The following is a 23350-nucleotide window of genomic DNA, read 5'->3' as shown; positions in this document are numbered from 1 at the left end:
CCGGGCTGGAGCGGGCGCGGCGGCCACCGCCGGGCGAGCCGACGCGGCGCTTCTCCTCCGGGTACGCCCTGACAGGCCGCCCTCCCTGCCACCTGCCGATCCTTCTCGGCCATGGCTTCACGGCCGGCTTCGCCACGGTGGTTACTTTCGAAAGAGCGCATCAAATACACGTTCAGGTGTAAAAGTGCGACGACCGGACCCACTTCGGGGTTGTCCTTCTGGTGCGTGACAGACTCCATGGAGCCACAAGCTGCGGGGACGAGGACCGAGCTAAGGCAGGTCTCGGGCTCGATGGTCGCCCTGGTCGTGACCTGCCACCTCCCTCGCCGCCCGGCGACACGCGGCCCCACCGCCAGTTCTGCACCGGCTGCCACCCCAGGGACTCATCGGACTCGGGCGTGACCTCAAGGCGGCGGGCACGGCGACCGGGCGCGGCCGGGTGCGGGAGCCCAGGCGGTCCGCGCGCCGCACGGCCTGGGCCCGTAGCTTCAGTGCGTCGGCGGCGATGCGTGCCCCTCAGGGCGGGATCACGGCAGGAGCCTCGGCCTCTTGCGCGCCGCGACGTCCTCGACCCAGCCGCACACCAGCACGAACACCGCGATCAGCACCCAGCCGACGCCGAACAGGAACCACTGGCTCTCCAGCGGCAGGTACGCCTCGAAGGCGGGCACCTTCCAGAACTGGTCGATCAGCGGCACGGCCAGGATCAGGGCCAGTTCGTGCCAGAGGTAGAGGGTCACCGCCCGCGCGTTGAACACGGTCACCAGCCGGTCCAGCCTCCGGTGCCGGGCCAGCCCGGTGAAGTCGACGCCGAGCCGCGCCTTGGAGTACATCAGCAGCGTCACGAACCCGGCCGACCAGAACGCCTGGGCGAGCGGGATGTCGTCCAGGTCGTAGGTGCCGTACTCCCCCTGGTGCGCGAGGGCGTACCAGCCGCCGCACCCGAGCGCGGCGAGCGAGAGCACCACGACCGCGGCGGGCCGGAGCCTCGCCAGCACCCCGTCGCGGTGCGCGAAGCCGAGGACCCAGCAGAAGAGGTACGTCGCCAGGTCGAGCAGGCCGGTGCCGAAGCGGTCGTCCGGCGGCTGCCAGACGTACTGGAAGACCAGGATCGGGGCGAGGGAGGCGAGCAGGACGACGACCGGCGCGAGCCGGAAGACCCGCAGCAGCAGGGGCGAGATCAGCACGAACCACAGGTACGTCCGCAGGTACCAGAGGATCTCCCAGGCCTGCTCGCCCCAGGCGTTGCCCGGCGGGTCGCCCAGCGGCACCACCCAGTAGAGGATGCGCCGGTCCGGCATCCAGCCGTGCACCAGCATCGCCACGACCACGAAGACGCCCCAGAACCAGAACGGCGGCAGCAGCCGGCGGATCCGGCTTAGCACCACCTTCCACGCCGGCCGTTCCAGGGACTTCGCCATCAGCGTGCCGGCCAGGCCGAACATGATCCCCATCGAGGGGAAGACCAGCCCGGCCCAGGCCCAGCCGAAGGTGTGGTAGGTGACGACGCGGACCAGGGCGATCGCGCGGAGGGTGTCGAAGTAGCGGTCCCGGCCGCCGGCCGCCCCCCGGGCAGCCGTTTTTACGACGGCCGCCGGGCGGACCGCCCCCTTGCTGTGTGCCCCCATCACACCGTCCCCGCCGGGGTGCCGACCTCTCCCGTGCGCTTCAGCTTCTGCCAGCGCAGCCGGCCGCCGGTCAGGGCGGTGACGCAGGAGTGGATCAGGACGAGGTACATCATCTGCCGGTACGCGAGCTGCTGGAGCGGCATCATCAGCAGGTAGCGGTACTTCTCCCGGTCCAGGCGGAAGGCGTACGCCGCGCAGAACAACTGGACGCCGAGCACCGCGAGCCAGGCCAGCAGTGCCGCCTTGAAGTCGATGAAGATCATCGAGTAGGCGGTGAACACGTCGATCAGCGGGGCGAAGACCGGCGTGACGATCTGGAAGATCACCACCAGTGGCATCCCGACCCGGCCGAAGCGGCCCGAGGGCCCCTTGTCGGTGAGGGACCTGCGGTGCTTCCACAGCGCCTGCATGGTCCCGTACGACCAGCGGTAGCGCTGGGACCAGAGTTGCTTGAGGGAACCGGGCGCCTCGGTCCAGGCTCGGGCGTGCTCCTCGTAGACGACCCGCCAGCCCGCGCGGTGCATGGCGATGGTGATGTCGGTGTCCTCGGCGAGGGTGTCCTCGCTCATCCCGCCGACCCCGAGGACCGCCTCGCGGCGGAACGCGCCGATCGCGCCGGGGATGGTCGGCATGCAGCGCAGCAGGTCGTACATGCGCCGGTCGAGGTTGAAGCCCATCACGTACTCGATGTGCTGCCAGGCGCCGATCACCGTGTCGCGGTTGCCGACTTTGGCGTTGCCCGCGACCGCGCCGACGGCGGGGTCGGCGAACGGCTGGACGAGGCGCCGTACGGTGTCCGGCTCGAAGACGGTGTCGCCGTCCATCATCACGACGATGTCGCAACCGGCGTTGCGGACGCCGTTGTTGAGGGCGGCGGGCTTGCCGGCGTTCTCCTGGCGGATGACCCGGACGTTGGTCATGCCGAGCGCGGCGGCGGCGTCGCGGGCGATCTCGGAGGTGCCGTCGGAGGAGCCGTCGTCCACGATGATGATCTCGATCGGGTGGGTGCTGGCGGCCAGCGACTTCAAGGTGTTGGCGATGCACTCCTTCTCGTTGTACGCCGGGACGATCACGCTCACCGGGCGGGTGACGGGCGGCCCCCAGCTGAACCTGCGTTTGTTGCGCTGTCTGTAGTGGCGGCGGGCGAGCAGCAGCATCATCCCGAAGCGGCCCATGACGGCCACGCCGACGATCGTCAGCCCCACCGACAGGGCGGGCACGGTCCACTCGGCGACGGCGACGGTCGCGATGAGCGCCTTGCCCTCGTAGAGGGTGGCGCCGGTGGCCCGGTGGTGAGCGGCCTGAAGCCGCGAGGTCCCGCTCCGGAACGGTGCGGCGCCCCGGTCCGCGCTCCGCTGCTCCGCCATGACGCCGCTGATGGTGGTGAAGTTGTAGCCCTTCGCCCGCATCTTCTCGATGTACTTCGGCAGCGCCGCGATCGTCTGCGAACGCTCGCCGCCGGCGTCGTGGAAGAGGACGGACGTGCCCTCGTCGTCCTTCGGCGTGGCCCACTTGACGATCTTCGAGACGCCGGGGCGTTTCCAGTCGTCGCTGTCGGTGTCGATGAAGACGCTGGTGTAGCCGTCCTCGCCGAGCTTCTTGTAGACCGGCCAGCTGTAGTTGTCGATGGCGTCCGTCTTGGAGGAGTACGGTGCCCGGAACAGCGTGGTGGTGATCCCGGCCGCGCCGGCCAGCGCCAACTGGGTCTGCTCGATCTCGCGGGTCACGCGGGCGTCGCTCTGGTAGGAGAGGTCGACGTGGGTGAAGGTGTGGACACCCACCTCGTTGCCCTGCTCGACCATGTCCTCGACGATGCCCGGGTAACGCGAGACCATCGAGCCGACCAGGAAGAACGTGCCGGGCACGTCGTACTTCTCCAGGATCTCCAGGACCTTCGGCGTCCAGGTCGGGTCGGGACCGTCGTCGAAGGTCAACGCGATCGTCTTGTCCGGGACGGAGACGGTGGTGGCCTGCCCGCCCTGGAAGGTGAGGATCGGCCCGCCGTCGATGATCTTGCCGGGGACGTCGCTGGAACCGGCCCCGGTGCGGACGCGCTGGTCGCCGCCGACCTCGGCGCGAAGATAGCCGTCCAGGAGCATGACGCAGGTCAGCGCCAGCAGGAGCAGCAGGGCGAGGATGACCCGCGGCCGTTGCAGGGCCGCGGCGCGGCCGGCCGCCCGCTCCATGCGGCTGGGGGCGCGGCGCCGGCCGCGCGAGGGTGTCGTGCTGGTCATAGGGTGGCTCCGATTCCGGTCAGTCGGCGGTCGCGGTGGCGGCCGGGTCGGGTACGGAGCTGACCGGGGCACCGCTGGGCGGGGCGCCGGTGGGGGCACCGGCGGGAACCCCGGTGGGCGCGCCACTGGGTACGCCGGTGGGGGCGCCGCTCGGGACGGTTCCGCCTTCCGGCCGCATGCCGCCGCCCGGGGCGGTACCGTTCCCGCTCGCGCCGAACGGCAGCAGCGAGGACGGGTTGACCGAGGTGCCGATGCCCATGAAGGCCGCGCCCAGCACGATCGCGTACCCGAGACAGACGACGCCCAGGAGCAGCCCGATCCGGCGCAGCAGCCGGGCCCGGCGACCGGAGTTGTCAACGAACACTGGCCCGTCGGTGGACCCGTTGCCGCGTTTGCGACGGCGACCGCGCGCGGCAGCGCGGGTTTCGATGGTGGTCTCGGAATGCATTCCCCGGATATTAGAGAGCGTTTATGTGACCGAAGCTCCGGCTTTCTTGTGTGCCGCCCATGAGAAACGTCCGAACCTGTCATTCACCTGGGAAAGTATCCGGATTTCTGGATGTTTGCCCAGGTGGGACACAGTCCCGTATGGAACCTTGCCGGTTCGGAGACAGTCTTTGTTTCCGTCCTGGAACAAAGCAAACGAGAGCAGGAGAACACGAGATGAGCCGCAAACGAAAGTCCGCCGCCGGACTCGTCTGTCTGATCGCCCTCGCGGCGGCGGGATGTTCGCAGAACGGTGACGGCACGACGGACGCGGCGCCCGCCGCCCCGTCGGGCACCCCCTCGTCGACCGCCACGTCGGCCACCGCGTACGCCCCGTACGTCAGTGCGACCGGCGCCTCCGCCAACGACTCGGCAGGCTTCCCGGCGACGTACAACCTGGCCTTCGTGATCTCCTCGGGCAGTGGCTGCACCCCGGAGTGGAACGGCACCCACTCCATCGACGACTCCACGGTCACCTCCCGGATCGCCGAGCTCACCGCGGACGGCGCCGGCGTCCGTGTCTCCTTCGGCGGCGCCTCCGGCAAGGAACTGGCCGCGACCTGCGACAGCGCCGAGGAACTGGCCGAGGCTTACGGCGAGGCGCTGGACGCCGCCGGTGCCACGCTGGCCGACTTCGACATCGAGGGCGACGAGCTGACCGACTCCGACTCGGTGGCCCTGCGCTCGGAGGCGCTCGCGCTGCTCCAGCGGGAGCGCACGGACCTGAAGATCTCCTACACCCTGCCGGTGATGCCCTCGGGGCTCGACGACGACAGCCTCGCGCTGCTGGAGTCCGCCAACGACCACGGCGTCCAGGTCTCCACGGTCAACCTGATGACCATGAACTACGGCGAGTCCTACACCGGGGACATGGGCGACTACGCCGTCACTTCCGCGAAGGCCGCGCACGCCCAGCTCAAGGAGGTTTTCGGCCTGTCCGACGCCAAGGCCTGGCGGGGCATGGCTCTGACCTCGATGATCGGTGTCAACGACGTGGCCGGGGAGACGTTCACGCTGGAGGACGCGGCGCAGGTGCGGGCCTTCGCGGAGGAGAAGTCCCTCGCCTGGGTGTCGATGTGGTCGGCCTTCCGCGACCAGCAGTGCGACGACGACGCCGACTCGGACGACGCGGCGACGGACTGCAGCGGGGTGACGCAGGAGGCGGGGGCGTTCGGGGAGGCGCTGGCGGGCTGACCGGCCCTCGACGCGCTTCATCGGCAGACGACTCGCGGAGGCCCTGCGCGAGCCGGGCACCCGCGCACGCTCGCGGCTTCAGCGCTGCCGGTGCACCAGCCGCCCCGCGCGCACCGTCGCTCACGCCCCGCCGGTGTCGAGGACGGCGAGGTCGGCACGCCCCCCCGACGGCCAGGACGGCGGGGCGCGCGACCGGCGGGACGAGGACGCCCCCGCGTACGGGGCGGCCCGCAGTTCGGCGTCGACATGCTCCGCCAGGACGGGGCGTCCACCGCTCCGTCCAGACCCTCGAACGCGACATCCGAAACTGGCTCGCCGATGGGAACGAACACCCCAGGCCCTTCGCCTGGACCAGGACCGCCGACGAGATCCTCGACAAAGTGGCCGCCTACTGCCGAAGAACCTCTGACTCAGGACACTAGCGGCAGTTGAGCTGGGCGGGCGTCGCCGTCCTGGACGGACGTGGACACAGCCCGGGATAAGGGGAGAGGCGAGGGCGTGTACGACAGACGTCCCAGGTCAGCGGAGCGTCGGTCCACCGGGACTTGCGTGGGCCGACAAACGGACGGCGTGCGCGTCCGACAGCGCGTGAGACTGCGGGAGAAGTCCTCGAAGCGACACCGACACCACCTCACACAGCGGTTTCCCAGCGCCGTCTCACGGAAATCAAGGCCACCGTCGCTACGTTCCCACCATGACAGGAACACGCAGGCACACGTCCATCAGCCGCCGAAAAGCCCTCGCCGTGACCGGTGGCACGGTCGCCGCGGGCGGACTGGCGGTCGCCGGCTACCAGTCCGCCTTCGCCGAGACAGCCACGGGCACGAAGGCGAGCACCACGGCCACCGCCTCAGCGTCGGCATCCTCCGCCGGCGGCACGTGCGTGCGGCTGATGACGAGCGTCACGGAAGGGCCGTACTACCTCGACGGCGCCCTGGTGCGCAAGGACATCACCGAAGGCAAGAGCGGCGTCCCGCTGACCCTGCGCCTCACCGTCGTGGACGCCACCGACGGCTGCACCCCGGTACCCGGGGCGGCTGTAGAGATATGGCATTGCGACGCGTGGGGCTACTACTCCGGGTACACCACCGCCAACCCCGGCGGCTCGGCCCCGGCCGAAAGCGAGGACGGCTCCACCGCCGACGACCGGACCTACCTGCGCGGCTATCAGATCGCCAACGCGAACGGGGTCGTGAAGTTCACCACGATCTTCCCCGGCTGGTACACGCCACGCACGTGCCACATCCACGTCAAGGTGCACACCGGCGGCAAGAAGGAGGACGGCACTTACGAAGGCGGCAAGGTCAACTTCACCGGCCAGCTGTTCTTCGACGACGACGTGGCCCAGAAAATCTTCACCCTGGAGCCGTACTCACGGCACACCGGCACCTACACGAAGCTCGCCGACGACATGGTCTATGAAGACGATGGTGCCGCAAGCGGCCTGCTCAGCCTGACGGCGGCGCACAAGAGTGATCCGTCCAAGGGCTACAAGGGCCTCCTCACCCTGGGCATCGACCCCGACGCGGAGAACACCGGCGCGGGCGGGGGCACGCCGCCGGCCGGGGGCGAGGGCGGAGGCACACCACCGAGCGGGGGCACGCCGCCGGGTGACGCGCCCAGCGGGCCGGCAGCTCCGTCGGCCTCGGCGTCCTCGTAGCCGTCGATGCTGCGCCGCGAGGACGAGGAACTCGCACGCGCCGCGGTGGCCGCGCTGACGCGGCAGGTGCTGCTGTGCCTCAAGCCCGGCCTGCCCGACCCGCGTGACCTCACCGCCCGTGCCACCGGCCGGGACCACCGCACCCTGCTGTGGTCGGCGAAGGCGCTGTGCCCCGGGCTCGCGGCGATGGCCGCCGCGGCCCGCCGCACCGCGGCACCCACGCCGGTACTGCGCGCCGAGCTGGGCGCGATGGGACGCTGCACCGAACACACGGTCGATCTGGCCGGTGGAGGCCACCGCGGGGCGTTGTGGACTCTCGGCACACTGGTCGCGGCCGTCGCGCTGGATCCGTCCGCGCGAGGCGCCGACATCACCGCGACTGCCCGGCGGCTGGCCGCCCATCCCGACCGGGGCGCACCCCTGCGCCCGTCCCGGGGCTCCGCCATGTCGGCGAAGTACGGAGCGGCGGGCGCCCGGGGCGAGGCACGCGCGGGCTTTCCGCATGTGCGTCGCGCCCTGATCGTACTCGGCACCGCCCGTTCAGCCGGTGTCACCGAGTCCTCCGCAGCCCTGGACGCCCTGCTCACCGTGATGTCCACCCTCCAGGACACCGAACTCCTGTACACGGCCGGTCCGGTCGGTCTGCGCCATGTGCAGGCCGGAGCCCGGTCGGTTCTGGAGGCGGGCGGCACGGCCACGCCGACGGGAGCAGAGGCGCTCACCGCGTTGGACACCGATCTCCGGACGCGCGGATGGAGCCCGCGCGGCAGCGCCGGTCTGCTGGCGGGAGCCTTGTTCCTGGATGCGCTGTCCATGACCGACGGCGCGTCCCCCGCTACTCCAGGCAGCAGCGGAGCCACGCGCTCCCGCTGATCATCCGGGAAACCTGCGACCATGCGGTGAACACTTTCTGCTTTCGCCGCCTTCGAGGTCGGCTTGCGGTCCAGACCGGCTGCCGTCCAAGGGACTCATCGGGCTCGCGCTCCTGGTCCTCGCCGAGCACGGCAGTGGACCGCACCCGTCGGGCTAGACCTCACCGAACGGGTGTCGTCCCGGGCGGGCGGAGGGCCAGCAGGGAGGGCACGGCTTCCGGCGCGGCGAGCCGCAGCAGCCCGTAGCCGATGCCGGCGACCCCGGTCATCAGCGAGGGGCTGTGCACCCCGCTCGGCATGCCGCACACCCAGCCCCGCGCCTCCAGCGCATCCAGGGTCACGGCGGCCTGCCGCAGTGCCGTGTCCGCCGCCGCCCCGCCCGCCAGGAGCAGCGGGTCCAGGTTGCCCAGGTCGCCGTGGCAGAGGGAGAAGTTGTGCCCGAAGCCGTCGCGGGCCACCGTGGCCAGGGCCACCGCGCGTTCCTGGCGCAGCCGGGCGTCGTCCAGCTCCGCGCACAGCTCCACGCGGGCCAGGGCGATGCCCGCCGCCCCGTGGCACCAGAGCACGGGGTGGGACGCGGCGGCGCCGGGCGAGCCGTCGGCGCGTACGTCGCGCCAGTTGGCGGCCTCCGCGTCGAAGAGGGTCCGCTCGTACTCCAGCGCCTCCCGGGCGAGGGCGATCGGCCGCTCGTCACCGAGCAGGCTCCCGGCCCTGGTGAGCGCCCAGGCGATGCCCGAGGCTCCGTGGGCGAACCCGGCCAGTGGCCGGTCGGCCGTGCCGGCCAGCGCGCGGGGCAGCCAGCCGATCCCGCCGCCGAGCTGCGGGGCGGCCCGGTCCGCGAGCCGCCCGGCACAGCGGGCGACGGCGTCGGTCACCGCGCCGGAGGGGTGCACCGCTCCCCACGCGGCCAGCCCGGCGATGGTGCCCGCGCAGCCGTCGATGACGTCGAAGGACTCGTCCTCGGCGGCGGTGGCGGCGGCCCGTTGGACGAGAGTGCCGGCGAGCGCGGCCAGTCGGGCGTCGGGGCGGTGGGCGGTGAGGTGGGCGAGGGTGTAGAGGATGCCTCCGGTGCCGGTCAGACCGCCGGTGAGCCGGTCGGCGCGGCGCCCGGCCTGGTGGCGGAGGGTGACGCCGGCGGCCCGGGCGGCGTTGCGGTACGTCGCCTCGCCCGTGCGCAGGGCGAGGTGGTGGAGGAAGAGGGCGATGCCCGCGGTGCCGCTGTAGAGGTCGGGGCCGAGTTCCGCCGGGGCCCAGCGGCCGGGCGGGGTCCAGTTGGGACCGGTCCAGGCCAGGTCGGCCGGTCCCCGGTAGGCCCGGCGCAGCAGGTGGTCGGCGGCCTCGGCGGCCTTGGCCAGGGCGCGGGCGCGGATCGCCCCGGGGTCCGGGTCCGGGGCCGGGGTGTCCGGGCGGGGGGCGGCGGCCTGCGGGCGGGACGGTTCGCTCGTACCGGTGGCGGTGGTCACCGACAGGCGCAGGAGTTCGCGTTGGCGGGCGAGGTCGGCGGGGCCCAGGGAGTCGAGCTTGTCGAGCGCGGTGTCGAGTGCGGGCCGGTCGACGACGGAGGGGATGAGGGCTCCGGTGGAGGCGCGGGCGTCGACGCCGTCGGGGCGGAGGGTGAACAGGGGGACGTCGTTGTTCCACAGGTCGGCGCGTTCGTGCGCGAGGAAGGCGTCGGCGCTCTCCTCCCAGGCCGCCAGCGCCCACAGCCGGTCCAGGTGGCGGTCGTGGTCCAGGGCGTCGCGCAGCAGGTCCGGGTGGTCACCGGCGGCGAGCAGGCTGCGGTACTCCAGCGTGTCGCGGCGCAGCAGCCGGGTGTGGTCGGCGGCGAAGGCCCGCAGCAGGCGGCGCACCCCCACTCTGGCCCGCACCATGATCCGGTACGCCTCGGTGAACCCGGCGTCGAGGTCGTCGGCGAAGTCCGCCAGCTCCAGGGGCTGGCCGGCGGGGAGGGGTCGGCTGTCGACGCCCTGGAGGTTCATCGGCCGGTACGCGATGCGCATCCGGTCGGTGCCTTCGCCGTCCACGTACGGCACGGTGCGGGGCGGTGCCTGGTCCGGGTCCCAGCCGAGGGCCGAGACGTCCGCGCCGCCGTTGCCGTCCTCGTCCCACACCCGCTGGGGCAGCAGTCCGGACCGGAGCACCGAGTGGGCGGCGTCGTGGCGCGCCAGGCGTTCGGAGGGGGACAGGTCCTTGGCGGGTTCGCGCAGGTCGGGATGGAAGAGCGCCTCGCAGTCGACGAGTACGGGCTGGTCCCCGTGGGCGATGAGGTTCTGCGCGTGGCAGTCGACGGCGTCCAGTACGTAGAGCACGGCGGCGAGTGTCCCGGCGCGGTGGTAGAAGGCATGGAGTTCGGTCGCGTCCCGGCAGTGCCTGGCCGCCACATGGGCCACCCAGCCGTAGCCGTCCCGGGCCAGGTGGGTGGCCTCCAGCAGCGGCAGCCGCAGCCGGGGGTTGAGCCAGCGCAGCAGGTCCTGGAAGTGGAGGTCGACGTCGAGCGGGCGGGGCTTGTAGACGATCCGGGTGCCGTTCTCGAAGCGCAGGGCGGTGACGGTGGCGCCGCCCCGATGGGCGTCGCCGAGGCCGGTGCGTATCTCGGTCAGGCGGCCCAGGGGTACGCCGGGCGAGAAGGTGCGGGAGACGTCGGGCAGGTCGGCCGCGAGGCGGCGTACGAGGGCGAGGTGGGTGTCCGTCCACTGCTCGGCGGCCACCGTGAGGCGGCGGGCCAGGACCGGGTACTCGGCGAGGATCTGGACGGCCCGCGCGGGGTCGGCGAGGCGGCGCACGAAGTCGCGGTAGCGCTCCTGCGGGGTGGCGCCGGTCAGTTGGCCGGTGAGCCGGGCGACCTCCAGTTCCACGATCATGGTGCGTACGGCCATGGCGTGGGCGGGGGCGGTCAGGGACGGCAGCAGGTGGGCGGCGATCTCCTCGGGGGTGCCGAGCGAGGTGGGGCCGAGGGCGGCGATGCCCCCGCGCAGCCGGTCGCGGGCGGCGGTGAGCAGCGGGGCGACCAGGGTGGCGAAGGCGTCCCGGTCGGGGATCTCGACGGCGGGGGTGGACGGGGGTTCCTCGAAGACGGCCGCCAGGTGGCGCGCCCACGGCTCCTCGGCGCCCAGCCGTTCGGCCAGGGCTTCGGCGGGCTCGGTGAGCAGTTCGCGCAGGAGGCCGGGGTCGAGGGAGTCGGCTGCCAGCCGCCTTTCGAACCAGCCGTCCTGATCGAACGGGCGCTGTGCCCGCCAGCGGGCCAGCACGCGGTCGGCGCGCCCGCCGAGGGAGGCGTCGGTGACGGTGGCCCGGCCCCGGCGGCTCAACGGGACGGCGCGGGCGGCGGCCAGGCGCAGCGGGGACGTGTCCACCACGGCGGTACCCCCTCGGGTTGGCTATACCGCGCGCCGCACCCCACGGGGGTGCGGCGCGGCGGGCGGTCGGGTCAGTAGCTGCACATCCGTGCGCAACTGGAGTAGGACTCACAGGTGTTGGCCGCCTGCCCGGCGGACACGTAGACCTCCTCGGCCGGGTTCCCGGCCGGGTGGTCCGGGAACTCCCGCGTGAGACTCAGCCGGAAGTCCTCGTCCTTGAGGGCACGGACTCGCTCTGCCGTGGTCAGCACGGCGCCTCCCCTGGTCAGTTGGTGTTTCCGCGTGGTCGTTCGGACGGCTCATCATGGCAGCGGGGCCCTCACCGCACCAGGGGTGTGGATCACGGTTTCACCGACCGCTCGTCCACCCGCCTGGGGCCGCACCGACGCGCACCGTCAGAGCACCACCCGGTAGTGCGTGCGCGGCCATCGGCTTCCTGAGCGGCCCGTACCGCGAGGAGCCGCACGCCTGTCACGCACCGCCGCGTGCGGTACTTCGTACGGGGCGATGTGCCGTCTTCGTGGCAGTGATCCAGCTGGGGATGTACCGACCCATGACAGCCGCAAGGCCGCGGAGTACCACCGCTGTGTCAGTGGCAAGCTCCAGTTACGGGCCGATGAGCAGCAGGAACACCCTCTCCCCCACTCAACCGTGACGGACACAACCCCACTGACACGAAGCCGGCACATCGCACCTGGCGGCCCTCACGCCGTGGGTGGAGCGGGAAGGGGCGGGAAGGGGCGCAATGATCACGCGGCGGGGGCCGGTTTGCTCGTGGAGGCCCTGCGTGGATAGCAGTCATGGCTGGATGTACGGCCGACCGCACAGCCGACGACACCCACCAAGGGCACCGCGAGCTTATCTCCGAGATGGGCGTGCTCAAGTCGGGCGGAAGTATCTCAAGGCCGCCCCCAACCAGGAGGTGACCGCCAGCCAGGTCGCCAACACCCACCCGCCGTACGCACCGGCGTGCAGAGCGCGGTCGACGAGTACGAGGCCGGCGAAACCCCGGAGGCGATCGTCGCCCGCGACGCCGGCAGGCTCGAATGCCTGGTCCAGGCGGTCGAGTACCGGGAACAGGGCTACAGCCTCACCCAGAACTGGATCGACACCAGCCTCGCCTCGCTCAAGACACCGTCCGCGAAGGCCCTCGCCGACGCCGCGCTGAGCATGGACTCCCTCCAGTGGCAGAAAACTGTCTGCTGTAACTGGCACCGTCCGCAGCAAGAGGCCCTGACACGACCGGCTGAGTCGGGTGCTACACGGCCCCGGCCGGCCCCCGGGTTTCGCCGCCACCGGGCCGTGCTGTGCTGTGCTGCTGTGTCCCTCGCAGCGGCGGTCTCATGCCGGGAGTGCCAGCAACTGGCGCACCACGCGGGAGGTCTGGGGGACGACGGCGACCACCCCGTGCACGAGCGGCACCCGGGTCGCGGAGCACTGCCCCACCGCGAACACGCGCTCGTCCGCGTTCCGTCCGAGGTCCACCCGCAAATCCGCCGACACCGAGGGAGGCGTACCCCTTCGGCGTTCGCCCAGAAGGAGCCTGCCGTCCGAGCACCGCATGGCGGGCAGGCGGTAACCCGTGGCGTAGACGACGGCGTCGAAGCGATCATGCGAGCCGTCCTGCCACTTCATGGTCCACCGGTCGCCCGTTCGGAACAGCTCGGCAGGTCGGCGCCCGCGCACCTCCAGGCGTCCGGCGTCCGCCAGTGACAGCAGCTTCTTCGCGTTGCCTACCGGCATGGCCGAGATGTACCGGTCGAGGACGCCCTCCACGACCGCCCAGAAGTCCTTCCACGCCGCCGGTGGTTGCCGGAGCAACCACTCGTTGGTCAGCGCGATGAACTCGACGGTCAGGTCCTGCCAGAAGTTGCGTCCTTCCTCCGCGATGGCGATCTCCGCGCGCAGACGTTCCACCGGGTCGTCGACCAGGGACAACTGATCCCTGAGTCGGGGGCGGCCGGGACCGGCCAGACACCGCACCAGGCCGGCGACGAACCGGTCTGCCTGCGCCGCGTCCGTCGTCCCCACCCAGGGATGCCCGGCCAGAGCTGCGAGCGGTCCGCTGTCCCGGGGACAAGGTTGCATGCGGGTCCTCACGGAGGGCAGGGCGCCCGACGGTGAAGCCATTTGGACGCGACAGCCGGAACGGCTGAGCATGATCACCGCGTCGACCGCCGACAGCCGGGTGCCCAGGACCAGCACACGCGCGCCACGGGACAGGGCGACCGCCGAACCCAGGGCCGCGGCCGGCACCACCCCCGGCTGACGCCGGAACGGCCGGACGATCGGCGGGGTCCACGCCTCCACTCCCAGGCAGAGCAGCACGGCGTCAGCCGGAAACTCGGCCCCGCTCCCGGTGCGCAGGATGTAGCGCGGTGATGCGCACGCCACGGAGACCACTTTGTCCTGGTGGTGACGGAGGCGTACGCCGTGTGCCGCGGCTTCCGAGCGCACATTCAGGTACCGGTTGCGGCAGTACTGCGCGAACAAGTACCGCGGGACGCAGTCCTGCGGCGTGACGGGCATGCCGAGTGCGTGCAGGTAGTCGACGAAGTCATCGGGACGTTCGGTGACCAGCGACATGCTGTCGGCCGAGGTGTTGCACAGCAGCGCCGGATCCGTCGAAGCGAAGGCGTCGCCGTGACCGACCGCACCCGGTTCGAAGACGTCGACGTGCCGGGCGACACCGGCCCGGACCAGATTGACCACCGCCGAGGTGCCGGTCGCGCCGGCTCCCACCACGGCGACTTCGCGGAGCACGACGGGTCCTTCCGGGTCACGCTGCGGAGACATCGAAGAGCGTGCCCGCGTCCTCCATGCTCATCAGAACGGCGAGGGACTTCTCGACCACGGGCTCGTCCTCATGGACGAAGTACGCGATGCCCGTGGTCCCCGTGGTGAGAGCGTGGTCGTTGACCGTGCTCCCGATCTCGGGCAGGGACGTGACGCTGTGAAAGCCCGGCAGGCGGCGGACGGCTTCCAGTCCCGGCATGCCGCGCAGCACGCCGGAATCGAAGCAGCGCAGGAATGCCTTCCCCATCACGTTCGGCGGGGAGTACTCCAGACGCAGGCGCCGCCGGAAGTCGGCGGGAGCGAGCATGCTCTCGGCCAGGAGGTGCTGTTGGCTCGATCCGAAAGCTATGAAGTAGGGGTCCGGGTCGAGCGTCGGTCCGAGGATCCGGGCGTTCACCTCGATGATCCGGGGCCCGGCCGGCGTGAGGCGCACGTCCGTGTTGGCCGCACCGCGCCGGATGCCGAGGGCGTCCAGGCAGGCCCATACGTAGGCGATGACGCTGCGTTCCCCGGACCCGAGGCGGCGGCAACTGATCGTGTGGCGCCGCATCGGCATGCCGTCACCCTCGTCGACCCGGCTGCGCGACAGCTCGTGGACATGGTGCCGTCCGTCCATGCTCACCGTGGAGACGATGTACTGGGTACCGGGAAGGTATTCCTGCAGCAGCACCGCTTCGTTGACCGTGCCGAGCAGGTTGGAGCGACGGTGGATCGCCGTGAAATGCTCGGCGGCCTCCCCTTCCGTGCGGCAGATCCTGCACCCGTCGCTCCCGGAGCTGGCGGGGGGCTTGGCGACGACCGGCAGTCCCACGTGATCGAGGGCATCGGGCAGGTCGTCGCTGGTGGCGACCAGGGCCTGCCGGGGCACCGGGAGGCCGGCGTCGGCCAGAGCGCCCTGCATCCGCGTCTTGTCAGACCGCGCCGAGGCCGTCGCGTCATCGTTGCGCGGAAGGTCCAGGTGCTCGGCGAGACGGTGGGCGAGGTCGACTCCGGCCTCGCTCCCGGGAACGACGTGCCGGACACGGAGGTCACGCAGCAGGCGGGCGGTGCTGCGCAGGTCCCGGTTGGCCACACGCCGGCAGGGGCCACCGTGGCCACCGCCCTCGGCCGCTGCGGCGTAGCGTCCGTCGTAGACGAGCAGGCACTCCTCGCCGCGCTCCTGGAGGGCCGCCGACAGGAAGACACCGCTCGAGACGGGATTCACGAGGGCAATCACCAGCGCACCTCCGCCTATCGGTTTCCGCCCGAACCGGCCGTCGGCTCCTCCGGTCGTAGTCCGGACCGACGGGTACAGACGGCCGCCCTTCAGACTATTCCCACAACCGGTGAGACGCGACCGGGGCGGATGAATACCGCCGCCCGCGACTGGCGCCGGAAACGCCGGATCAGAGGAACACGTTATAATGAAAAAAGTATCGTGGCCCGCCTCCTCGACCGCTCCCACTCCTGGTCAAAGATTCGACGACATCTCGCACCAAGGATGTGGCCATGGCAAAAAATTCCTCTGCCCCAGCCCAGCATGTTCCTCGCTTTCCCGCATTCACCGGGGTTTTCCCGCTGGAATGCACGGCCTATGTGATAGGTCAGTACGGTGTGCAGGCCGCCGCCGAAGCGGCGCACGAGACGGCAGCGGCTGAAATACGCGAAAGGTTTCGATCACCCAGCCGGCCGGACATCGTCAACCGGGGCTCGTTCACGGACTCCTCAGGCCTGACGAACACCGTGTGGTTCGCCTACTGGCTCGATCCGGCCCGCCATCAGTCGTGGGTCGCCGAAGGGGGACGTTCCACTCCCCTCGAGGGCGCAGGATGGTGGTGGGAAGAGGCACTGATACCCGTGGAAGCCACCGAGACCCTGCACACCCACCGGCAGGACGAGTATCCCACGAGCGGCCTGGCGGAAATACTCGACCAGGAACCGACCGAACTGCACGACTACTGGGGGTCCGCGCGCGACCGCATACGGAATACCTCGGCTCCGCCGACCCGTGGCGCCACGATCCAGGTCAACGACGGCGCCGTGGACGTAGTCGTGCAAGGCGGTGTCTGCCTGATCCGCACTGCCCAGGACTGGTCGGGAAGCAGCCGTTTCCGCGAGCATTTTCTGCAAAAGGTCCAGCCCAACAAAAGGAGAGGTGTTGCTTATCTGGCGGAGCACCCGGAGACCGGCTGCATATGTACGCGAGAAATAGTCGAGCAGGATATGAACGGACGCCCGCTGGACAGAGCGTGCACCGTGGCCTGGTTCGTTTCGCTCGATCGTCTTCTGGCGTGGACACACTTCCACGAGACGCATCTGAGGATCTACGACTCGTTCTTCGCCATGCTCCAGGAGAAAGACGGCCCCTTCGACGTCGCACTGTGGCACGAGGTGAGCGTGCTGCCACCGGGTTCCGTACGGGCCCGCTACGTCGGATGCCATCCAGCCACCGGACTGCTGCCACTCGGCCTCTCCCGGCGTGAATGAGCCGTCCGAGGGCCGCCGTTCCGTCCGTCCCCCGGGTCAACGTCCAGTCCCCCGTCCTGTCCAGCGAAAGGCCCCAGTCCGTGACGCACCACGAATCCGACACCGGCCTGCCCATCCCCGACCCACCCGTCTTCGCCTCGCCCGCCGACGAACGCCGCCACCGCAAACAGCGCCTGACCGCGGCCCTGCGCCTCTTCGGCAGGTACGGGTACGGGGAAGGGATCTCCGGCCACATCTCCGTGCGTGACCCCGAACACCCTGACCATTTCTGGGTCAACCCCTTCGGTCTCTCCTTCAACCGCCTCCGCGTCGCCGACCTGATCTGCGTCGATGAGACCGGCGCCGTGGTGGAGGGCCACCACCGCCTCAACACCAGCGCCTTCGTCGTCCACGCACCCATCCACGCACAGCGCCCCGACGTAACCGCCGCCGCCCACGGCCACACCGTGCACTCCCGCGCGTTGGGCTCCCTCGGCCGGCTCCTGATCCCTCTGGACCAGGAGTCAGCCGCCTTCTACCAGCAACAGGTCCTCTATGAGGACTACGAAGGCCCTTCCGTCACCGCGGCCCAGGGCCGCGACATGGCTCACAAACTCGGTGACAACCGGGTCCTCCTCCTGAAACACCACGGTCTCGTCACCGTCGGTACATCCCTCGAAGAGGCCGTGCACTGGTTCTTCACCTACGAGACCTGTGCCCAGATCCAACTCCTCGCATCGGCGGCCGGAACCCCTCAGCCCTTCACCCACGAACAGGCCCTCGCCGCAGCCGAAGGCTTCGGCGTCCCCGAACTCGCCCGCTTCAGCTTCGAACTCCTATGGGAAGAAATCACCCACGAACACCCCGACCTGCTCGACGAGTGACGCCTTTACAGGCGGTAGCGGACACCCCACTTCGCGCCCCGTGGCCCACCGATCCACCACGAACGGCTCCGGCTGCCTACGCCACGGCAGCCGCCCAGCGCAGTCCCAGCTCGGTCATCAGGACGACACCGTCGTCTGCCTCCTCCGGCCGCCAGCCCGTGATGTCGAGCAGCAGCCCGTCCAGCGACCCACCGACCAGCGCGGCGTACGTCCGGACCGAGCCGCCTACACCCCGGATCAGGGAAAACGTCGCGGTAGCAGAGCTGGACAAGGGAGTGTGGCGGAACCGGACAAGGGGGGTCGCGCGCGTCCGGCCTCACCCGGACAAGGGCCGGCGGCGAGCGCACCATCGCGGTGCGCATCACGGTGGACTCCACCGTCGTCCGGCGCACCGAAGTGGACTCCACTCGGTGGACGATGTCCGGCATCGTCACCACAGCCAGGGGGTGGAGTGCCGCAGCTGGGGCGCGGAGGGGGTCGCGGTGCGCGGCCGCGTTGCCGATCCGGTTCTGCCGCGGCCGGGGCCGGCTCGGCTGCCCGGCGGCAAGGCGGCGCCGTCCGGCGGCCTTCAGCCGCCCCGGCGGTCTCCAGCTGGGGCCGCTTCCAGACCGGCTGCGCCGCGCGTTCGCACGGATCGGCGTCTGCTCCGCCCGGTGCAGGCGGCGGATTTCTGCCCAGTCCTCCACGAGGACCGCCCTTCCTCCTGGCCTTGATCGCCAAGGCGGGAGTCAGACGGAGATCACCAAGTGGGTCACTTTTGACGCGCAGTCAGAGGGTCAGAGTCGGCCGTCACCGAGAGCCTACGCCCTGACGGCCGTCTCCTCGCCACAGCGGTTTCGGCTGCGGAGTGCAACCCGGCCAGCGGCCGTCCTTCTCAGCAGCCTGACGGCGTCCGACCCCGTAGTGCCTGCATTGGTGTCTCGCGCATTCCACGAGCCCCTTGGTCCACGGTGGGAAGGATGGACGCACGAAGCCCGCCACGGTCGCTGGTGCATCAGCCGGGAGCGGATCCTGGTGCCTCGGTCAGGAGCAGCGTGGTCCTCCAGGTGGGGTGGCGGGCTGGTCCGGCAGGTAGAGCGAGCGTTCCTGCGCGGTGAGGTCGCGGTGGACGGCTCGGCAGATGCCGCTGATCGCCGTGGTGGGTGTGGGGAGGGCTGCGTTCCAGACCCGGATGGTGCTTTGGTCGTCGGCGGTGGTGAGGGTGCGGCCGTCGGGGCTGAAGGCCAGTGCGTTGACGGGTGCGGTGTGTGCGGAGAGTGTGACCCGTGCAGTGCCGGTGGCCGGATCCCACAGCCGTGCGGTGCGGTCTTCGCCTGCGCTGGCGAGAGTGCGGCCGTCCGGGCTGAAGACCAGTGCGTTGACAGGTGCGGTATGTCCGGGCAGAGTGCCGCGGGTGCGGCTGGTGGCCGGATCCCACAGCCGTATCGTGCGGTCCTCTCCCGCCGTGGCGAGGGTGCGGCCGTCGGGGCTGAAGACCAAGGCGCGGACCGCTCCGGTGTGGCCGGTCAGGATCCGGCCGGGAGCTGTCATCCGTGTATCGCGCAGAGTTACGGAACCGTCCGCGTTGCCTGTGGCGAGGGTGCGGCCGTCGGGGCTGAAGGCCAATGCGGGCACTATGGTGTCGGACCCTGTCAGGCTGCTGAGAATACGGCCGGTGGCCGGGTCCCACAGTTGCACTCCGCGGCCGAAACTGCTGGTGGCGAGGGAACGGCCGCCGGGGCTGAAGGCCAGGGCGTACGCCTTGTCGATGTACTGGGTCAGCACCTTGCGGCGTCGACCGGTGGCCGGATCCCACAATTCGATGCCGCGTGCAGCACTGATGGTGGCGACGGTCCGGCCGTTGGGACTGAAGGCCGGCACGGCAGGGGGGCCCACCTTTCCGGACCCGGGCAGGGTGGCACGCACACGTGCGGTGGCGGAGTCCCACAGACGCACCGCCGGTTCTTCCGTGCTGCTGGTGGCGACGGTGCGGCCACCGGGAGCGAACACTGTGACGACTGGTTGTCCGGGGTGCCGGGAGAAGAGGGTGCGGGAGGGACTGTCAGGCATGTTCCACAGCCTGATGGTGCTGTCGGCGCCGCCGGTGGCCAGGGTGCGGCCATCGGGGCTGAAGGCCATGGTGAGGACTGCGCCCGTGTGTCCGGTCAGGCTGCTGTCCAGACGGCCGGAACCGGTGTCCCAGAGGCGGACCACGTGATCGTGGCCGCCGGTGGCCAGGGTGCGGCCGTCGGGGCTGAAGGCCAGGGACGAGAGCGGGCCGGTGTACTGCGTCAGAATGCTGCGCCGCCGGCCTGTGCGCGTGTCCCACAGCTCCACCCCGTCATCACTGCTGGTGGCGAAGGTACGGCCGTCGGGGCTGAAGGCCAGCAGATCAACCGGGGAGGCCGGCCCGGGCAGGCTCCTCAGGCGCCGGCCGGTGCGGGCGTCCCACAACTCCACCTCGGTCCCGCCGGTGGCGAGAGTACGGCCGTCCGGGCTGAACCCCCAGGACTGGACTGTGCCCGCGTCCGGGGGGTCCGGTACCGCTGAGAGAGGTACGCGCGTGTGCGGGGGAAGAGCGGCACGGCGCCGGCCGGTGTGCGTGTCCCACAGTTCCGTACCGGACTGGCTGCCAGTGGCGAGCGTACGGCCGTCCGGGCTGAACGCCACCACAGTGGTGTCGGAATCGTGCACGGCCAGCCGCTTGCCGACACGGCCGGTGGTTGTGTCCCGCAGTTCCACCTCGCCGCCGTAACCTGCCGTGGCAAGAAGGCGGCCGTCCGGGCTGAATGCCGGCGCACTGTAGACGCTGCCGGGGATGCTCCGGCGGAGCTGCCCGGCTGATGCGTCCCACAGACGCAGCGTGCCGTCGGCGGCGGCGCTCATCAGGCGTCCGTCGGAGCGGAACGCCACCGACTGCACAGCATCCTGATGGCCGGTCAGGCGTCGACGCAATGGTACGGCCGCCGCGGCATACAGGCTCTGTGCGGCCTGTGCCGTGGGGCTGGTGCGGTAGGCCTGTACGGCCAGGAGCGCGGCGAGATCAAAGTTCGTGCCGATCAGAGCGGCGGAGTGGGAGGCCAACTGGCGGGAGACGGCGGCGCGCCGCGCGGCGTCGGCGTCCCGGCGCTGCCGGTCGCTGGCCCGGCTCTGCTGCCAGGCCAGCAGACCTGCCGTGACCGCCAGGACCACCAGAACGGACAGCGTCGCCGTGAACATGCGCAGCCGGCGGGCGGCCCGGGCCGCAGCACGTTCTTCCTCCTCATGCGCGGCCGTGCTGGCGTCGAGGAACGCGCCTTCCGCCGTGGTGAGATCCGCCGACCGCCCGGAGCCGAAGTGATCCCGGGCGGCGGCCAGACGGATGCCGCGGTACAAAGCGCCGGGATCGCGGTCCAGTTCCTCCCAGACACGCGCGGCCTCGGTGAGGCTGCGGTGGGCACGCAGGCGGTCTCGGTCCTGCTCGATCCAGGCCCGCAGGCGGGGCCAGGCGCTCAGCAGTGCTTCATGAGCCAGATCGATGGTGCCCTCGTCCAAAGTGAGCAGCCGCGCCCGGATGAAGGCCTCCACCACCTGGGCGGTCTCCTCTTTGCCGATGTCCCGCACTTCTGTATACGGGGCGGGCCTGCGGGTGTCGGAGGTGCCGTCGCCGGGGGTGACCAGACGCAGCAGCACCCGGCGCGCCGCGGCCGCCTGGTCCCGGGTGAGGCGGGTGTAGACGTCCTCGGCAGTCTGGGCGACGGCGCCTTCGAGACCGCCGGCGGCCTCGAAGGCCGCCAGCGTCAGTACTCTCCCGCGGCGGCGGCGCCACGTCTCCAACAGCACATGCGACAGCAGCGGCAGCCCACCCGGTGCGCCGGTGACCTCCTCCACCAGGCGGGAGGTCAACGCCCGCTCCACGCTCAGGCCGGCCGCCGCGGCGGGTTTGACGATCGCCTCGCGCACTTCGGCCGCATTCATCGGACCGGCCAGCAGGTGGGCGTCGCGCAGTGCCTCGGCCAGGCGAGGATGTCCGGCGCAGTGGCCGTAGAAGTCAGCCCGCACCGCGACAAGCACCCGCAACCGGCTCAGGGGCTGACAGGCAGCCAGCAACAGATCGATGAACCGGGTGCGCTCGCCGGGGTCCTGGCAGAGGGTGAAGACCTCCTCGAACTGATCGACGACCACCAACGTGTCCACTCCACCGGACCCGGATCCGGTCTCTCCTTCGGGTCCGGATCCGGGATCAGTGGGGCCGGGGGCAAGCAGACGGGCGTGGGTGCGGGCAGGGTGCTCGCCGGGAGTGAGGATGCGGATGACGGCCGGACGCAGAGCCGCATCCTGACTCTGCTGAAGGGCGGGGATGACACCAGCGCGCAGCAGGGAGGACTTGCCGCTGCCCGAAGCACCGAACACGGCCGCCAGCCGCCGCCGACGCAGCAGAACCAGCAACTCCGTGACAAGCCGCTCACGGCCGAAGAACCGCTCCCGGTCCTCCGCCTCGAACCGCGCCAGCCCCTTGTAGGGCGGCACCGTCCCTGTGCCGTCTTCCGCACCATCCGAGGTGGCGGCGACCGCGTCGACGGTTCGTTTCCACCGGGCCTCCCATTCGACCGGATCTCCCCCGCACGCTACGGCGTAGGCCAGGACCACCGGCAGCGTCGGCAATCGCTGACCCGCGGCCGCCTGCGACAGCACCGTGACGGAGTACCCCGCCCGCTGCGCCAGCACCCGGTAGGTGACCCCGCCCGCCTCGCTGCGCAGCTTGCGCAGCTCGAACGCGAACCGCTGCACCGGCCCCGCACCCGGATCCACTGGTGCCTCAGGGCGCCCAGCCATACGCCATCCCTAACAGTCGCCTCAGTACCGGACCGGACGGTCAACCTACGCGCCTCCTGCCACTCGAGAAATATCGCGCCCGGCCATTGTTCGGTCGCCAGATCCCCCCTGCCGAACAATGCGACAGCCGCTGAACTCGGTCATGTGAGCCGTTGGCAGCCGCTCGGTGGAGTGCCGGGCGGCCTGGGGCTCCACTGGCAACGGAACCAACCACTGGAGGTATGACCTATGAAGCGCAGGCTCGGTCTGGCCGCAGCAACGATCGTGCTGGGCGCCGCGACAGCAGTCGCCATTCCTGCCAGCGCGCAGGCGTCAGCGACCGCTACCTGGCAGCCCACGGGGCGGTACTACAGCACCGAGTTTCGTTGCTGGGAAGACGAGGACTACTTCTCGTCGGCGTCCAACGTCTATGGCTACGACTGCGTCCCGTCGGGCAGCCGCTGGAAGGGCATGGTCTACGCTGACTGACGACCGCTCCGATGCGTTGAGGGCACGGGTGTCCAACCGCGACGAGTGCCGCAGTCCGACACTGGGCTGACAGAGGAACAGCGATCCAGTACCCGTAACGGATCGCAGCCGCGAACAACCACGTCGCCCACTGCCGCCAGCACGAACAGGCTCGTGCCGAAGGCCGGCTCACTCGAGTTGGCGGGCCACCGAAGTACGAACAATCCCCGCCCGGCCGTCTGGCCGGGCGGGGATCCTTCGCCGTCCGGTGATTGCCGTGACCAGCCGCAAGCAGGGGGAAGGCAGGCACGGGAAAGCAAGCCCAGCCTCGCTGAGCCGCCGCTACAGGACTATGCGGAGCGATCGCGAGGACCGCTGCGACGAGCGGCCTACACGAAAGAGCACCCTGCCGTCATGAAGCGTGAGTACCCCCGCACGGCAGCGCCTCCGGATCGGCGCCCTGGTCAAGGCATCGCCGGATGTCCCGGTGGTCCCGCCAGCCCTCCCAGCCGGCCCCCGGTCCCGTCCCCACGTCGCCTCCCTCGCACCGCCCG

The 23350-nt window shown here is 70.9% G+C and carries 15 protein-coding genes and 1 pseudogene; 7 read left to right on the top strand and 9 right to left on the bottom strand.

The features are described from left to right. Nucleotides 1-527 precede the first annotated feature (527 nt). The 3 genes from ACZ4W9_RS32765 to ACZ4W9_RS32755 are packed head-to-tail and all read right to left on the bottom strand — an operon-like array spanning nt 528 to nt 4226. Nucleotides 528-1628, bottom strand: coding sequence for an acyltransferase family protein (locus ACZ4W9_RS32765; RefSeq protein ID WP_467941900.1), 1101 nt, complete (start codon nt 1626-1628; stop codon nt 528-530). Further along, complete coding sequence (locus tag ACZ4W9_RS32760) at nt 1628-3862, bottom strand: bifunctional polysaccharide deacetylase/glycosyltransferase family 2 protein (RefSeq protein WP_467941898.1); 2235 nt, start codon at nt 3860-3862, stop codon at nt 1628-1630. Before ACZ4W9_RS32760 ends, ACZ4W9_RS32765 begins: the two co-directional genes overlap by 1 nt. 19 nt (nt 3863-3881) lie before the next feature. Next, nucleotides 3882-4226 (bottom strand): hypothetical protein, encoded by a 345-nt coding sequence (locus ACZ4W9_RS32755; RefSeq protein ID WP_467941896.1) that lies wholly within the window; start codon nt 4224-4226, stop codon nt 3882-3884. A 299-nt stretch (nt 4227-4525) separates the two neighbouring features. On the opposite strand from ACZ4W9_RS32755, the gene ACZ4W9_RS32750 reads away from it, so the two are divergent. The 3 genes from ACZ4W9_RS32750 (at nt 4526) to ACZ4W9_RS32740 (ending at nt 8075) form a co-directional block, all read left to right on the top strand. After that, on the top strand, nt 4526-5542 hold the full coding sequence (locus ACZ4W9_RS32750) for a chitinase (RefSeq protein ID WP_467941894.1): 1017 nt from the start codon (nt 4526-4528) through the stop codon (nt 5540-5542). Nucleotides 5543-6236: 694 nt separating this feature from the next. Beyond that, nucleotides 6237-7202, top strand: a complete 966-nt coding sequence (locus tag ACZ4W9_RS32745) for an intradiol ring-cleavage dioxygenase (RefSeq protein ID WP_467941892.1) — start codon at nt 6237-6239, stop codon at nt 7200-7202. A gap of 6 nt (nt 7203-7208) precedes the next feature. Continuing rightward, nucleotides 7209-8075, top strand: coding sequence for a triphosphoribosyl-dephospho-CoA synthase (locus tag ACZ4W9_RS32740; protein ID WP_467941890.1), 867 nt, complete (start codon nt 7209-7211; stop codon nt 8073-8075). Nucleotides 8076-8235: 160 nt separating this feature from the next. Here the strand turns inward: ACZ4W9_RS32740 and ACZ4W9_RS32735 are convergent, their stop codons facing one another. Both ACZ4W9_RS32735 and ACZ4W9_RS32730 read right to left on the bottom strand, forming a co-directional pair. Further along, the gene (locus ACZ4W9_RS32735; RefSeq protein WP_467941888.1) at nt 8236-11430 is read right to left on the bottom strand and encodes a type 2 lanthipeptide synthetase LanM family protein; all 3195 of its coding nucleotides are present in this window, start codon (nt 11428-11430) and stop codon (nt 8236-8238) included. A 71-nt stretch (nt 11431-11501) separates the two neighbouring features. After that, on the bottom strand, nt 11502-11681 hold the full coding sequence (locus tag ACZ4W9_RS32730; RefSeq protein ID WP_181794033.1) for a hypothetical protein: 180 nt from the start codon (nt 11679-11681) through the stop codon (nt 11502-11504). A gap of 632 nt (nt 11682-12313) precedes the next feature. Between ACZ4W9_RS32730 and ACZ4W9_RS32725 the strand changes: the two are divergent. After that, nucleotides 12314-12624: pseudogene (locus ACZ4W9_RS32725) on the top strand (HD domain-containing protein); the annotation flags it as partial. Between the two features lie 147 nt (nt 12625-12771). Here ACZ4W9_RS32725 and ACZ4W9_RS32720 read toward each other — a convergent pair. Together ACZ4W9_RS32720 and ACZ4W9_RS32715 are read right to left on the bottom strand one after the other, a co-directional pair. After that, complete coding sequence (locus ACZ4W9_RS32720; protein ID WP_467941885.1) at nt 12772-14193, bottom strand: FAD/NAD(P)-binding protein; 1422 nt, start codon at nt 14191-14193, stop codon at nt 12772-12774. A gap of 16 nt (nt 14194-14209) precedes the next feature. Beyond that, nucleotides 14210-15442: an ATP-grasp domain-containing protein gene (locus ACZ4W9_RS32715; RefSeq protein WP_467941883.1), complete on the bottom strand. Its 1233-nt coding sequence runs from the start codon at nt 15440-15442 to the stop codon at nt 14210-14212. Nucleotides 15443-15714: 272 nt separating this feature from the next. On the opposite strand from ACZ4W9_RS32715, the gene ACZ4W9_RS32710 reads away from it, so the two are divergent. Both ACZ4W9_RS32710 and ACZ4W9_RS32705 read left to right on the top strand, forming a co-directional pair. Further along, complete coding sequence (locus ACZ4W9_RS32710) at nt 15715-16692, top strand: phenylacetaldoxime dehydratase family protein (RefSeq protein WP_467941881.1); 978 nt, start codon at nt 15715-15717, stop codon at nt 16690-16692. An 80-nt stretch (nt 16693-16772) separates the two neighbouring features. Continuing rightward, nucleotides 16773-17555, top strand: coding sequence for a class II aldolase/adducin family protein (locus ACZ4W9_RS32705; RefSeq protein WP_467941879.1), 783 nt, complete (start codon nt 16773-16775; stop codon nt 17553-17555). 76 nt (nt 17556-17631) lie between these two features. On the opposite strand, the gene ACZ4W9_RS32700 is transcribed toward ACZ4W9_RS32705, so the two are convergent. Together ACZ4W9_RS32700 and ACZ4W9_RS32695 are read right to left on the bottom strand one after the other, a co-directional pair. Next, nucleotides 17632-17826, bottom strand: coding sequence for a hypothetical protein (locus tag ACZ4W9_RS32700; protein WP_467941959.1), 195 nt, complete (start codon nt 17824-17826; stop codon nt 17632-17634). Nucleotides 17827-18578: 752 nt separating this feature from the next. Then, nucleotides 18579-22304 carry an nSTAND1 domain-containing NTPase gene (locus ACZ4W9_RS32695; RefSeq protein ID WP_467941877.1) on the bottom strand — a complete coding sequence of 1242 codons (3726 nt, stop codon included), beginning with the start codon at nt 22302-22304 and terminating at the stop codon, nt 18579-18581. A 273-nt stretch (nt 22305-22577) separates the two neighbouring features. On the opposite strand from ACZ4W9_RS32695, the gene ACZ4W9_RS32690 reads away from it, so the two are divergent. Beyond that, complete coding sequence (locus ACZ4W9_RS32690) at nt 22578-22817, top strand: hypothetical protein (RefSeq protein WP_467941875.1); 240 nt, start codon at nt 22578-22580, stop codon at nt 22815-22817. Nucleotides 22818-23350: the final 533 nt, after the last annotated feature.

This window comes from Streptomyces sp. NPDC029296 (genome assembly GCF_055569255.1).
Note: the sequence above shows the minus strand (reverse complement) of the source record. Positions and strands in the feature narration are given on the sequence as shown.

Excerpts from the sequence above, each read along its gene's own strand:
- ACZ4W9_RS32765 (WP_467941900.1), bottom strand. The coding sequence starts at position 1,628 with ATGGGGGCACACAGCAAGGGGGCGGTCCGCCCGGCGGCCGTCGTAAAA.
- ACZ4W9_RS32760 (WP_467941898.1), bottom strand. The coding sequence starts at position 3,862 with ATGACCAGCACGACACCCTCGCGCGGCCGGCGCCGCGCCCCCAGCCGC.
- ACZ4W9_RS32750 (WP_467941894.1), top strand. The coding sequence starts at position 4,526 with ATGAGCCGCAAACGAAAGTCCGCCGCCGGACTCGTCTGTCTGATCGCC.
- ACZ4W9_RS32745 (WP_467941892.1), top strand. The coding sequence starts at position 6,237 with ATGACAGGAACACGCAGGCACACGTCCATCAGCCGCCGAAAAGCCCTC.
- ACZ4W9_RS32740 (WP_467941890.1), top strand. The coding sequence starts at position 7,209 with ATGCTGCGCCGCGAGGACGAGGAACTCGCACGCGCCGCGGTGGCCGCG.
- ACZ4W9_RS32710 (WP_467941881.1), top strand. The coding sequence starts at position 15,715 with ATGGCAAAAAATTCCTCTGCCCCAGCCCAGCATGTTCCTCGCTTTCCC.
- ACZ4W9_RS32690 (WP_467941875.1), top strand. The coding sequence starts at position 22,578 with ATGAAGCGCAGGCTCGGTCTGGCCGCAGCAACGATCGTGCTGGGCGCC.